Below are 12,501 nucleotides of genomic sequence, written 5' to 3'. Positions count from 1 at the left end.
GCAAGGTCGCGGAGGTCCCGGGATGCCCCGGCCCCTCCAGCGGCAGGTACGGGCCAGGTCCTGGCGCTTCCACCTGGTAGGACGTGGTGACTCTGTTGCTGATCTTCAGAGGTCTGTGGCAGTGTCCCGGTTCCGGCGCCTTGCCGAACAGTGCGACGGTGCCTGGGAATTGCGCCAGGCAGTCCCCGGCGTGCCAGTCGTCCGACCGAACGGCGCTCGCTACGTCTTTCCGGACCTCGACCCGGGCGTGCATCCGGTGACAGACGTCGGCCAGCTCGCCTTGAGCTGCTACGAGAGGAGAAGGTGCCGATCATGCTCACGCACGAAACCGGTTTCAGTCGGTCCCACCCCGACCACTTCAGGCTCCTCACTCTGCCCAGCACCCACGACCTCACCACAGCCAATGCCCGGATCAGGCGTTTTCTCGCGCGTCACCACCCGTGACGGACACGACGGCGGACGCGGAAACAGGAGACATACCGACCATGGACCACCTTCAGGACCCCAGCAGGCCAACTACCCAGGCAACGGCCGAGCCTCCCACCGAGGACGTCACTGGGGCCGATCGGACGGCTCGGCTCGCAGTCACCGTCTTCCCGCTGCTGGTGCTCGCCGCCGGCGGCCTCGGCCTGGCCATGCCCTCGACGTTCGCCGAAGGCAAGCCCGCCATCCCTTATCTACTCGGCCTGATCATGTTCTGCATGGGGCTGACGATGACCTCGCAGGACTTCGACAGCGTCGCCAAGCGGCCCTGGGCCGTTGGTCTCGGCCTGGTCGCGCACTACGTCATCATGCCGGGCCTCGGCTGGGCCATCGCCCAACTGCTGGACCTGTCCCCTGAACTGGCCGTGGGAGTGATCCTCGTAGGCTGCGCTCCGAGCGGGACGGCGTCCAACGTAGTGACGTTCCTGGCGCGGGGCGACGTCGCGCTGTCGATGTCCGTCGCGACAGTCTCCACCATCCTCGCCCCATTCATCACGCCCTACCTCGCCCTCCTGCTGGCGGGACACCTTCTCGATGTCGACGCCGCCCCCATGGTCGTGGACATCCTGAAGACCGTGCTGGTTCCTGTCATCGCCGGTCTGCTCGTACGCCGCCTGGCCAGCGGATTGGTCCGTCGTTGCCTGCCCGCCCTGCCCTGGCTGTCCGCCGTTACCGTCGGGGTGATCGTCCTGATCGTCGTGGCCGCAAGCGCCTCCGCGCTCAAGGACGCGGCGGCCGTCGTCCTGCTGGCCGTAGTGCTGCACAACGGCCTTGGCCTTGCCCTTGGCTACGCAGCCGGCAGGTTCGCCAAGCTCGACCCCGCGGCGAGCCGGGCGATGGCCTTCGAGGTCGGCATGCAGAACTCCGGGCTCGCTGCCTCCCTGGCCGCAACGTACTTCTCCCCACTGACGGCGCTCCCAGCCGCAGTCTTCTCGGTCTGGCACAACCTGTCCGGCGCCTTGGTCGCGGCATGGATGAATCGCCGTTCCAGGTAGCCGTCGCAGTTCTCCCCGAGGAGTCGCTCACGGAACCCCTGAGCGAGCGTGCCGATGTCTGTATCTGCGGCAGGGCAAGGTCGGTGGATGCTCGCGGGGCCTACGAAGCACCGATGCCGGCTTCGGCAGGCACCGTGGTGTGCGTGGTGTCCGGCGGCGACAACGACGTGATCCCGCCCGCCGAGCCTCACAGGCGGTGCAGGCGGGCGAGGGTCTCCTCCAGCTCGGCCTGAAGGGTGCTGCTGGCGGCGTTGGCATCGCCGCGTTCGATGGCCCGCACCAGGGCTTCGTGGACTTTATCCCCGTGATTCGGTTCGTGGGTCCGCAGGTCGAGGATGTCCAGCAGGCCGATCAGCCCCGTGCGGAGCGCGGGGACGAATTCGACGAACAGGTCGCTCAGCACGGGGTTGTGGGCGCCGGTGACGACCGCGGCGTGCAGTGCGATGTCGGCGTCGACGAAGGCCGCGTCATCGCCGGCCGCCGCGGCACGGCGGGCCTCCAAGGCGGCCCGCATGGCGATCAGATCGACCTTCGTGCGGCGCTGCGCGGCCAGGCGCGCGGCCTGCACCTCGACGAGCATGCGGACCTCGTAGACGTCGGTGACCGCGGCGCGCCGTAGCCGGGTGGGCCAGTTCTCTTCGGGCTCGGTGGCGATGACGAAGACGCCGGCGCCCTGGCGGGCCTGGACCAGACCGGCCCCGGCCAGGGCGCGCAGCGCTTCGCGCACGGTGGAGCGGCCCACGCCGAGCGTCTTGGCCAGGGCGGTCTCGGCCGGCAGCTTGGTCCCCACCGGCCACTGTCCCCCGGCGATCTGGTCGCGCAGGTGCTGGGTGGCCTGTTCGACCAGCGGACTGGGACGGAGGGCACCGAGCGGCATGCCGTCACCACCTCTCAGGTTGTCTGACTATTCGGGCGATGATTCTACTCGGTGCGGGGCTACCGCCAGGCGAACCGGGCGAACCAGGCGAACCGGGCGACCGGCCTGGCGAGGTGTGGGGGAGGGCCTGACGACCACGACCGGCCGCATCTTCGTGTTGGAGGCGCCATCGCCCTCACCAACCATCCGACGCACCGCCGGCTTTGACCGTGATACGTCCGGCGCCACCTCGGTCCCACCTCTCCAAGTTCCTCAGGTTGTCTGAGGTGTTGGTGGCCGCTACTGTACTCGGCATGCTGCTGCACGAGCTCCTTCTTCTCGGCTGCCGCTGCGGGGCCTGACACGACCGGCACCCCGTAGCGGGGTATCAGGCTGCGCCGGTCGTCAGACGGCCGACCGAGAGAAGTTCCGCCACATGGACTCCTGCGAAACCACGAAGTTCCCCACCCTGCGCACTCCGTCCGGTGAGATCCCGGTGGATGCACCGCGGTGGAATCCGCAACGACCGGGTGCGATGCCGCACCACCGCTACCAGCCGGTGCACGACCGCGTCGCCCTGCCCCCGACGGACCGGGACTGGCCCTCCCGTCGGATCGAGCGTGCCCCCCTGTGGGTTCCGGTGGACCTGCGCGACGGCAACCAGGCACTGGCGGAACCGATGGACATCGCACGCAAGCGGCGGATGTTCGACCTCCTGGTCGCCATGGGGTTCAAGGAGATCGAGGTCGGCTACCCGTCCGCCAGCCAGACCGACTTCGATTTCGTCCGCCACCTGGCCGACAGCGGTGCGGTACCCGACGACGTGACCATCTCCGTCTTCACCGCGGCTCGCCGGGACCTCATCGACCGCACCGTCGCCTCCATCGAGGGGCTTCCGCGCACCCTCGTTCACCTCTACACGGCCACCGCGCCCACCTGGCGGGACGTGGTCCTGGGCCGGTCCCGCTCCGAGGTGCACGGACTGATCCTGGAAGCAGCCGCCCATCTGCTGCGGCGGGCCGAGGAACGGCCGGCGGCGGACATCCGGTTCGAGTTCTCCCCGGAGGTGTTCAACCTCACGGAGCCGGACTTCGTTCTGGAGGTCTGTAACAGCGTGACCGAACTGTGGGAGGCGTGCGAGGACCGTCCGGTGGTGCACAACCTGCCGGCGACGGTGGAGGTCGCGACCCCCAATGTGTACGCCGACCAGATCGCCTACATGGACCGCCACTTGGCCCGACGCGGAGCGGTGATCCTCTCCGTCCACCCGCACAACGACCGCGGTACCGGAGTTGCCTGTGCCGAGCTCGCCCTGCTGGCCGGTGCGCAGCGGGTGGAGGGCTGCTTGTTCGGCAACGGCGAACGGACTGGCAACGTCGACCTGGTCACCCTGGCCCTGAACCTGTACACCCAGGGCGTGAACCCGATGATCGACTTCTCCGACATCGACGCCGTGCGCGAGGTGGTGGAGCACTGCACCCGACTGCCGCTCCACCCGCGCCACCCCTACGGTGGCGAACTCGTCCACACGGCATTCTCCGGCACCCACCAGGACGCCATCGCCAAGGGCCTGGCGCACCACGCGAAGCAGGCCGCCAACCGGGGACTCGGCGTCGCGGACGCGCCCTGGGCGGTGCCGTACCTGCCCATCGATCCGGGCGACATCGGCCGTACGTACGAGGAAGTCATCCGCATCAATTCCCAGTCCGGCAAGGGCGGTATCGCCCACCTGCTGCACACCCGACACGGCCTGGACCTGCCCAGGGCGATGCGCCCGGACTTCTCCCGCACCGTGCAGCAGGTGTCCGACGCCAGTGGTCGGGAACTGTCGCACCAGGACCTGTGGGAACTCTTCCGCACCACGTACCTCAGCCCCGCCGAGGAAGGCCCGGTCCGGCTGGTCTCCTGGAACACCGCGGAAACCGCCCCCGGCGACCACCGGTTCGCCTGCGTCCTGCACATCGACGACCGGGAGCACCACTGCCAGGGGTCCGGAAACGGGCCGCTGTCCGCCCTCGCCGACGCCCTCGGCACCGTCGGGATCCCGATCGACATCCTGAACTACGCGGAGCACGCCGCCACTACGGGACCGGGCAGCCACGCCGTCTCCTACGCCGAGTGCCGGGTGCGGGACGCCACCTGTTGGGGAGCGGGCTGGGACACCTCCATTTTGACCGCGTCGATCCACGCCGTCATGGCTGCCGTCAACCGAGCCGTAGGGAGCTGACCGCGCCCGCGGCTGCCGCAACCCGTGCGAACAACGTGGGCCTCGTCCGCGCCGGTGCTCCGATTCTGCAAGAGGTCTGACTGGCCGTACGTCCCGGCGAGCGCTGGGAGCTGCTCGGCGCCAACCCGCAACCGGGCCGGACGTCGCAGGTCGGGAACAGGCAATACTCCTCCGAGGACCCGAGTAGCTGAGGTCCCGGATCCCTACGTAGAAAGAGAGTGGTCGTTCCAGCATGAAAAAAGGGCAACTCGGCTTCTTGGCCGGTACGCACATGGTCAACGACCTCTATCAGGGCGCGATCCCCGCGATGCTGCCGTTCCTGATGTCCCAGCGCCACTACAGCTACGCAGCGGTCTCCGGCCTGGCGTTCGCGGCGAGCGGTCTCTCCAGTCTGCTCCAGCCGGTGTTCGGTGCGCTCGCCGACCGCAAGTCGCGGCCCTGGCTGGTACCCACGGGGTTCGGCACCGCGGCCTTGGGCGTGGCGGCGGCGGGCCTGTCCGGGAACTATCTGGTCACCTGGTTGTGCGTCGCGCTTGCCGGAATCGGCATCGCGGTCTACCACCCGCCCGCGACCAGCCAGGCACGTGCCGCCGGTGGATCGTCGCAGAAGGCCATGAGCGTCTTCTCCGTCGGCGGAACCATCGGCGGTGCCCTCGCTCCGACGCTGGTCACTCTCGTCATCGGGGGAGTGGGGTTCGCCGGAAGTTATCTGCTGGCGGTCCCTTCCCTGGTCATGGTCATCCTGTGGGCTCTCAAGGGCCCCTGGATGCGAGCGCGGGGCCACGTGGCGGCCAGTCCGCTGGTCACCGGCGCATCGGCCAAGGCAGGGGCAGGGGCAGGGGCAGGGGCAGGCGGTACGGGACGGACGGATGACTGGCGTTCCTTCGCCCGCCTGGTGGCCGTCATTATCGGATGGTCCATTCCGTACGTCACGGTCACGTCGATGGTGTCGCTGCACGCGCAGCGCGATCTGGGGGAGTCCGCGGCGGCGGGCGCCGCTGTGCTCAGTACCTTCACCGCGGCCGGGGCGGTCGGCACGTTGCTGGGCGGCTGGCTGGGTGACCGGCACGGCCGGATGGCCTCGGTGCGGTTCGGCTACCTCGTCGCGCTTCCCGCCCTGTTGGGTATTGCCTGGGCTCCCGCGTTCCCGGTCCTGGTGCTGAGTGCGGCAGTGTTCGGGGTGGCGATGTTCCTGCCGTTCGCCGCGCAAGTCACCCTCGGCCAGGACTACTTGCCCAATCGCCCAGGCACCGCCAGTGGGCTCACCCTGGGACTGGCGATGGCGGCGGGCGGACTGTGCTCGCCCGCGTTCGGATGGCTCGCCGACGCGCGCGGCCTGCCCGCCGTCTTCTACGCACTCCTCGCGGTCTTCGTCATTCCTGTCGTCATGGCGACCCGTCTGCCCGACCGCACCTTGCCCGCGCCTGACCCGCCCTCTCCGTCGCTGGTCGACCCCGTACACACGCAGTAAGGCAGTAAAGGCAGTAACGCAGTAAACGCAGCAGACCATGGTGGGTGGTCGGAACGCCGTTCTCGCCACCGGTACGGCGCGGCCGTACCGCTCAGCGTGCCTGCCGACGTCACACCGCAGTTGTTGGCCAAGGAGCTGGCTGCGGTGCTCGCCGAACGGACCTCCTGGACAACACAGTTCCGCCGTAACCCTACGGCGACGACCCGGTCCTGTCGGCACCGCAGTATCGGCTGAGGGCACGAACGTCTCTGGCCAACAGGTGCGTTGGGGACCTGGGATCACGAAGACCATCGCCCTCTGACGCAGACCGAGCGGCGGCTCAGCTGGGACCAGTCCGAGATCGACTCCCGCTTCTTCGCCATAATCACCGATCTCGTCGGTACCCCCACGGACCTCGTCGACGAGACCGGACACGTTGCCTGGTACTCCCGGAGAACGCTCTGGGGCACTACTGCACGGAATCGCGACGCCACCGCCCACACACCGCTGCGGTTTCCTGGCCAATACGACGACGAGGAAACCGCCCTCCACTACAACTTCCACCGCCACTACGACCCCGATACGGCGCGCTACGCAACGCCCGATCCACTCGGCCTTGAGCCCGCACCGAATCCCGCCACCTACCCGCATAACCCCCACAGCTGGTCTGACCCTCTGGGGTTGTCCCCCGAGAGCTGCCCGAAGAAGAAGGCCCAGCGCAGCGACCCTGAGCAGGTGTGCACCGTCGGGGATTACGCTCAGGAGTCCATCCCAGCGCAGAGCAAGTCCCAGAAGTTCACCGCTGAGGAGCGGCGGCAGGTCAACGACCTTGGTGAGCAATTCGGTTGCCACACCTGCGGTTCCACGGACCCGATGTCGAAGGGTGGGAACTTTGTGCCCGACCATCAACCCATCAGCTCATGGGTCCCGGACGGGACACCGCAGCGCCTCTACCCGCAATGCCTGCCGTGCAGCCGACAGCAAGCGGGCTGGGCACGGCAGCTCGCGCCTATCATGAGGCCCTTGTACGAGAGCAAGGGGAAGTGACGGAGGGTATGGAAACTCCCGCTGAATCGGTACACAACCCGACGAAATGGATTGAGTCCACCGGAGGCCCGTTCGTCATCGTCCCCGCCACTCATGCCGCCGTCTGGCAGGGAATCGAGGGGGATGACTACGACGACGCATGTCTCGTGGATGACTGTCTCGGGCTAGTGGAATTCGGCCCCGCAGCCCAGAGAGCGCCTGGCATCGTCGTGGCGGACGAACCGTTGCCGGCTACGTTCCTGCCAGATCTCCAGTGCTTGCTCCAATGGAGCTATGCCCCGTCCGAGCAGGCGCTGATCGACGGCGCACGCAGGTCGTTCGATGGTATCGACAACTGGCATGAAGGCCCCGTGCTTGATGTCCATGACCAATTGATCATGTTCGACGCAACGGTTCCGGGCGATTCTCTGGAGCAAGTCGAGACGCTGTCCGTCTCGTTGCCGACGGGTCGATACCAGTTCCACACCGCGGACTTTGAAATCGGCGACGATGTCGCGGGACGCCTGCACGCCATCAGGCCGCTCAACCCGCATCGCTCATGAACCCCTGGCGGGACGGCACATGGGGCGGTCGGGAATGCCATGGCAAAGCTGGGAATCGGCGCATGGTGCGCCCGGCTATCCCCGATCCCTGTACTGCGGCTGATGCCAACCCGCGAGGCGCCACCGAGAGCGCGGGTTATCCGATAAGCGGGGTGGATCCAGTTCGTGGCAGTCGTGAAATTCCGCGTGTCACAGAGGAGTTGGGACGCATTTACGCATTAGTTTCCATAGCCGTACGAAGTCGATCAACTTCTGATCGCTTCCGTTCGACCTACCGGAGATGAAATGCGCAAGCTTCGTAAGGCCGCCGTTGTTATCGCCGTACTGGGCAGCGTTGGCCTCCTCGGTGCCGGCACCGCAAACGCCCATGGTGGTAGCCAAGGCGGGATGAACTCCTTCTCCAGCGACGAGGAGGGCGGCGGAAGGGGAGGCGGCAAGGATGGACTGTTCAACGTCTCCCAGGGCACCCAGTGCCGGTCCCACGACCTGAACATCGACGTCCTCGGCGCGGTCGGCGTCCTCGACGGCGTGCTGGGGAACGCCCTCAACGGTGAGGGCGCCGCGGGTGCCCAGCAAAGCAAGCTGGGCTCCACCATGGGTTGCAACAACGGCGCCTTCCAGAAGTAAAGGCAGTCAGTCCCGGTGCCGAGCCGCCGTCTGGGCACCGGGACTTGTTCTTGACCGGCGACAGTTCCTCAACGGTTCTTGAGAGCATCGGCGAGGAGTGCACCGCCGCCCTTTGGGGAGTCCGTCACCTCTGTGGCGAAAGTTGGATGGGCTGTGGCCACGTGGAAGGGCGGGAGTTGGCGAATTGCCGCCCTTCCACGTGCTTCACCGTGTAACTGCTGCCGCGTTGGTCCTGCCGGCTTCCCAGGGCCTCGAAGACGCCCGCGTCACGCCACTGCCTCAAGCGGTTGTGGACGGTTGGCCAGGCACCGAACTCCCGCGGCATCTCCCGCCACTGCCCGCCCGCCCTGAACCGCCAGATCTCACCCTCGAACTGCTGCCGCAGCAGTTCGGGGTAGAGACCGTACTCACCGATCGGCAGGCACGGCCTGATGAACTCCCACTCCTCGTCGGTCAACTGCACCTGAGTCGTGCACGACGGTCTACCGGAAAGGGGCCGCCGCGAGGGTGAATCCCTGTGGTTGAGCAGTGCGGTTGGTCAGTCTGAGCGTCGTAGTTGGCCGATTGGCCTTCCTGGCTTGAGGCTGGGACCGCCTCAAAGTCACTGCTCGCCGACCGGTGGCTGTCGGGCCAGGAACTCTTCGAACGCCGCTGCCTGCTTGGGGTCCATGAATCCCTGGCGCGTCTGCGTGGCTTTGTCCTCAAGCCACGCTGCCTCGTCGGCGGTCAGCTGCACGGCCACCACCATCCCGCCCCGGGCAAAGCTCACGCGCCTGCCATCGGCGCGTACATACCGGGTGTAGGGCCCGTACTCCTGCGGTCTGGCCAACGGCTCGATCCGAAGCCGACCGACGTCCCACGTCGTCTCGTTCGCGTCTTCCTCTTCCTCTTCTTCTTCCTCGCCCTGCGACATCGGTGTGGGTGTGGGGTAGTCGACGCGGACCCAGTGCTCCAGCGCGACCACCACCCCCGTCGGGAACAGCACACTCACCGGCATGCCGCCGTCAGTGAGCACGACGGGTTCGCCGGTGGACTCGACCAGCGAGACCAGGCGCTCATAGTCGATCGGGTCCGGGGCGTACCGACGCTCAATGACGATCTTCACGACATCATCCATAGAGCCGCACGCTACCGGGCGGGGTTGGGCAGGTCTCTGCTGCTGTCGCGGTGCCGGGCTTCGCCCTGATGGCCGCCGGGGTTTCCTGGTCGGGGCAGGAGGGTTCTGGACGAGCACTATCGCCTGGGGCGTGCTGGGGAAGTGGCCAACTGAGGTGCTCGCTGGCCGACTGAAGCGCACAGTCACCATCCCGCAGATTGATCACCACTCGATGCGCGCCCCAGTTGGGGCACTCCGACGGCGGTCCACGACGGATAGCGGGAGGGGAGGTATCTGTCCTTGAACCGGACGAACTCCTCTATGCCGTGCCAGGGGCTGCGGGTGCCGTGTCCGCCGGCTTTGAGGAAGATCTCCTCGGCGAAGTACCAGACATGCTCCGACCCCCGTGGTTCGGCGAAGGGCCGGCCGAATGGCATCGACGGCACCATGGTGTCCAGCCGGTCCTTGGCGAGCGGATTGGTGTTTTCGACTTGTGACCGGTGCTCGGTCCCGCCGAATATCGACGATGCATTCGGGCCAGGGTTGGGTTCGCGACGGCTCAGTCGAACGCCTCGCGATAAGCCCGTTCGGATGCGCTCGGATCGGGGAGGGGCATCCCCCGTCTGGACCTCAATGCAGCCCGGAAAATGGCAGCGGCAAGTGGATTGGCGAGCGGGAAGCGGAATGGCGGGCGGTACGCGGGATTCGTCAGTCGTCCCTGATGGGGAGAGTCGTAACGGCTGTTGCTGACGTTGCCGAGTCAGGACGCAGCGAAGGCCCGGTGGAATCCACCGGGCCTTCACTTTCGAGTAGCGGGGACAGGATTTGAACCTGCGACCTCTGGGTTATGAGCCCAGCGAGCTACCGAGCTGCTCCACCCCGCGACGACGTGGTGAACTCTACGGCAATAGCGGGGATCGGTCGAATCGACGTTCGGGCTCGGTCGGACGGGCTCGCCGTGCTCAGCTGCTCGGTCCGTCTCGCCTACGGCGTCCCGTGCGCCGGCTGGGAGCCTGAGCTGCCGCCAGTCCTGGAGCGGGTCGCCCTACCCTCCGGGGCAGGAGCGTCAGCGGCTTCGGTGGGGCTGATGCGAAGCGTCGTCCCCCGCCCTCGTGGCCTGGAGCGTCCCGTTCCCGCGTTCCAGGCGGCTTGCGTTTCTCCTGGTCAGAGCCCCTTTTCGCGTTCCAGCGTCCCGAACTGCTCGGAATTCGTTGCGGCCCGGACGGATCACCCCGCACGCTCGGGTCTTCCCGACCCCGCACCTACCGCACCGTCGAAGGGGCTCACCCACGTGTCCAGCGTTCGCAACTGCCGCCCCCGCAGGCCGTCGCCGGCCCGCCCCCGGCTGCCGGGCGGGCAGCCGCCCGTCGAGAGTTGGGTAGCGCGACGTATGTTCAGCCTCCAGATCAACGGCCAGGACGCCGAGAACATCAGCACCATGGACGCTCCGTATGGGAACCACATCACCGTGACACGCGGCTCGGTACACAGCGATCTTTTCGACGACTGGATCAACGCCGCGATCAGCAATGGCCCGAATGCCGGGAGGAACTTCGCCGTCACGACGTTCGACGGCAACAATCAGCAAATGAATCGGTGGGAGTTCACCGACGCCTGGATCTACAAAGTGGTGGGCGAGTCGATCAGCATCATCTTCAGCAGGATGGAGATCGTCTGAGGTCGTCCCGCAACTGGTGGCGGCGCGTTGTGCGGCGACGGCGATCTTTTCCGGCCGGGCGGAGCGGATCGCGCGTCCCCGTCGTTCTCAGGTATCCCGCGGGGTAGGTATCTGCGCGTGACGCCATGGGGCTTCGCACCTGTGACCAAAAGGGGAAGGCCAGCCACTATGAGCTCTCCGAGCATCCTCATTTCCGGCGCCAGCATTGCGGGACCGGCCCTTGCCTCCTGGCTCGCCCAGGCGGGCTGGGACGCCACCGTCGTCGAACGCTTCGACCGGCTGCGCGACGAGGGCCAGAACATCGACATCCGCGGTAGCGGCCGCGAAGTGCTGCGCCGGATGGGTCTCGAAGACGCCGTGCGCGCCGCTCACACGCGCGAGACCGGCCTGGACTTCGTCGACGAGCGAGGCCGGCCGCTCGCACGTTTCGCCGCCGGCACCGACGACACCTCGGGTGGCACCGCCGAGCTGGAGATCCTGCGCGGGCGACTCGGGCAGATCCTCTACGACCACTCGTCGACCAAAGCCGCATACGTCTTCGGCGACCAGATCACCGCGCTGCACGACGACGGGCACGGCGTGGACGTCGAGTTCCTCCACGGATCGGCCCGCCGGTTCGATGCGGTGGTCGTCGCCGAGGGGCTCCGCTCGCGCACCCGCTCGATGGTGATACCGGATGTCCGCCTGCGCGAACTCGGCCTCTACAGCGCCTACCTCACGATTCCGCGCACCGACGCCGACGACAACCGGTGGCGGTGGCTGATCTGCGACCGTGGCCGCGGCGTGACCCTGCGGCCGGACGATGTCGGAACCATTCGGGCCGGGCTGAACATGTTCGGCTCCGTGCGCGGTCTCGATCGCCTCGACCGCGACGAGGTCGTCACGATCCTGCGCGCGACATTCGACGACGTGGGCTGGGAAACCCCGCGGATCCTCGACGCCCTCGACGAAGCCCCCCTGTACTTCGAAGCGCTCGGTCAGGCCCGGCTCCCGCGCTGGAGCCGCGGCCGGGTCGTGCTCCTCGGGGACGCCGCCTACTGCGCCTCGCCGATCAGCGGTATGAGCACGACCTTGGCCCTCACCGGCGCGTACGTTCTGGCCGGTGAGCTCGCCCACCACACCGATACGCACACCGCGTTCGCCCGGTACGAGGCGATCATGCGCCCGTTCGTCGGGAGGGCCCAGCAACTCCGTCCGGGGCTCCCGCGGATCCTCTTTCCCCGCACCCGACGGCAGCGATCGTTGCTCTGGACCGGCCTGCGGACGGCCACCAGTCCGCTGGTCAATCGGCTCGGAGATGTCTCGGGTGGACTGTTCAGCCCGCCCGCGGACGCGCTCCGCCTGCCTGACTTCGCGATGACGGCACGGCACGGCGGGTGACCTGAGCGGATGAGGTCGGGGGTGGTGGGCGAGCCCGCCGCTCCTGCCGGTACCGCGTCGGGTCCTTCCACGAGGACCCGCGCGGCGCCGGCGTTCGGCCGTTGCCCCGCCGGTAGGCCG

Annotated in this window: 10 protein-coding genes, 1 tRNA gene and 2 pseudogenes; 8 read left to right on the top strand and 5 right to left on the bottom strand. The window is 67.6% G+C overall.

From position 1 onward, the window contains the following. Positions 1–485: 485 nt before the first annotated feature. Positions 486–1,478 carry a bile acid:sodium symporter family protein gene (locus ACFVT2_RS26780; protein ID WP_390021959.1) on the top strand — a complete coding sequence of 331 codons (993 nt, stop codon included), beginning with the start codon at positions 486–488 and terminating at the stop codon, positions 1,476–1,478. 187 nt (positions 1,479–1,665) lie between these two features. Here ACFVT2_RS26780 and ACFVT2_RS26775 read toward each other — a convergent pair whose 3' ends face one another. After that, a complete protein-coding gene (locus tag ACFVT2_RS26775; RefSeq protein WP_390021958.1) occupies positions 1,666–2,355 on the bottom strand; it encodes a FadR/GntR family transcriptional regulator in 690 nt (229 codons plus the stop codon). 415 nt (positions 2,356–2,770) lie between these two features. Here ACFVT2_RS26775 and leuA point away from each other — a divergent pair, with 415 nt between their 5' ends. The 5 genes and pseudogenes from leuA (at position 2,771) to ACFVT2_RS26750 (ending at position 8,227) form a co-directional block, all read left to right on the top strand. Then, a complete protein-coding gene (gene leuA / locus ACFVT2_RS26770; RefSeq protein WP_390021956.1) occupies positions 2,771–4,561 on the top strand; it encodes a 2-isopropylmalate synthase in 1,791 nt (596 codons plus the stop codon). A gap of 232 nt (positions 4,562–4,793) precedes the next feature. After that, the gene (locus tag ACFVT2_RS26765) at positions 4,794–6,032 is read left to right on the top strand and encodes an MFS transporter (protein ID WP_390021954.1); all 1,239 of its coding nucleotides are present in this window, start codon (positions 4,794–4,796) and stop codon (positions 6,030–6,032) included. A 270-nt stretch (positions 6,033–6,302) separates the two neighbouring features. Beyond that, positions 6,303–6,713, top strand: a pseudogene (locus tag ACFVT2_RS26760) (RHS repeat-associated core domain-containing protein); the annotation flags it as partial. A 353-nt stretch (positions 6,714–7,066) separates the two neighbouring features. Beyond that, positions 7,067–7,600, top strand: coding sequence for an Imm21 family immunity protein (locus ACFVT2_RS26755; protein WP_390021953.1), 534 nt, complete (start codon positions 7,067–7,069; stop codon positions 7,598–7,600). 285 nt (positions 7,601–7,885) lie between these two features. Next, positions 7,886–8,227, top strand: a complete 342-nt coding sequence (locus ACFVT2_RS26750) for a hypothetical protein (RefSeq protein WP_390021951.1) — start codon at positions 7,886–7,888, stop codon at positions 8,225–8,227. A gap of 244 nt (positions 8,228–8,471) precedes the next feature. On the opposite strand, the pseudogene ACFVT2_RS26745 reads toward ACFVT2_RS26750, so the two are convergent. From ACFVT2_RS26745 to ACFVT2_RS26730, 4 genes and pseudogenes are all read right to left on the bottom strand, one after another. After that, positions 8,472–8,756 (bottom strand): annotated as a pseudogene (locus ACFVT2_RS26745) (transposase); the annotation flags it as partial. Between the two features lie 72 nt (positions 8,757–8,828). Beyond that, positions 8,829–9,344 (bottom strand): type II toxin-antitoxin system Phd/YefM family antitoxin, encoded by a 516-nt coding sequence (locus tag ACFVT2_RS26740; RefSeq protein ID WP_390021949.1) that lies wholly within the window; start codon positions 9,342–9,344, stop codon positions 8,829–8,831. A 182-nt stretch (positions 9,345–9,526) separates the two neighbouring features. Next, entirely contained in the window at positions 9,527–9,760 is a 234-nt protein-coding gene (locus ACFVT2_RS26735) for a hypothetical protein (protein ID WP_390021948.1), read from the bottom strand. A 373-nt stretch (positions 9,761–10,133) separates the two neighbouring features. Next, positions 10,134–10,207, bottom strand: a tRNA-Met gene (locus tag ACFVT2_RS26730). Between the two features lie 407 nt (positions 10,208–10,614). Here ACFVT2_RS26730 and ACFVT2_RS26725 point away from each other — a divergent pair. Both ACFVT2_RS26725 and ACFVT2_RS26720 read left to right on the top strand, forming a co-directional pair. After that, positions 10,615–11,001: a phage tail protein gene (locus ACFVT2_RS26725; protein WP_390021947.1), complete on the top strand. Its 387-nt coding sequence runs from the start codon at positions 10,615–10,617 to the stop codon at positions 10,999–11,001. Positions 11,002–11,169: 168 nt separating this feature from the next. Continuing rightward, complete coding sequence (locus ACFVT2_RS26720) at positions 11,170–12,381, top strand: FAD-dependent monooxygenase (protein WP_390021946.1); 1,212 nt, start codon at positions 11,170–11,172, stop codon at positions 12,379–12,381. The last annotated feature ends 120 nt before the right edge of the window (positions 12,382–12,501 follow it).

The sequence above is a fragment of the Streptomyces sp. NPDC058000 genome (assembly GCF_042886435.1).
In the GTDB taxonomy this organism is placed as follows: domain Bacteria; phylum Actinomycetota; class Actinomycetes; order Streptomycetales; family Streptomycetaceae; genus Streptomyces.
Note: the sequence above shows the minus strand (reverse complement) of the source record. Positions and strands in the feature narration are given on the sequence as shown.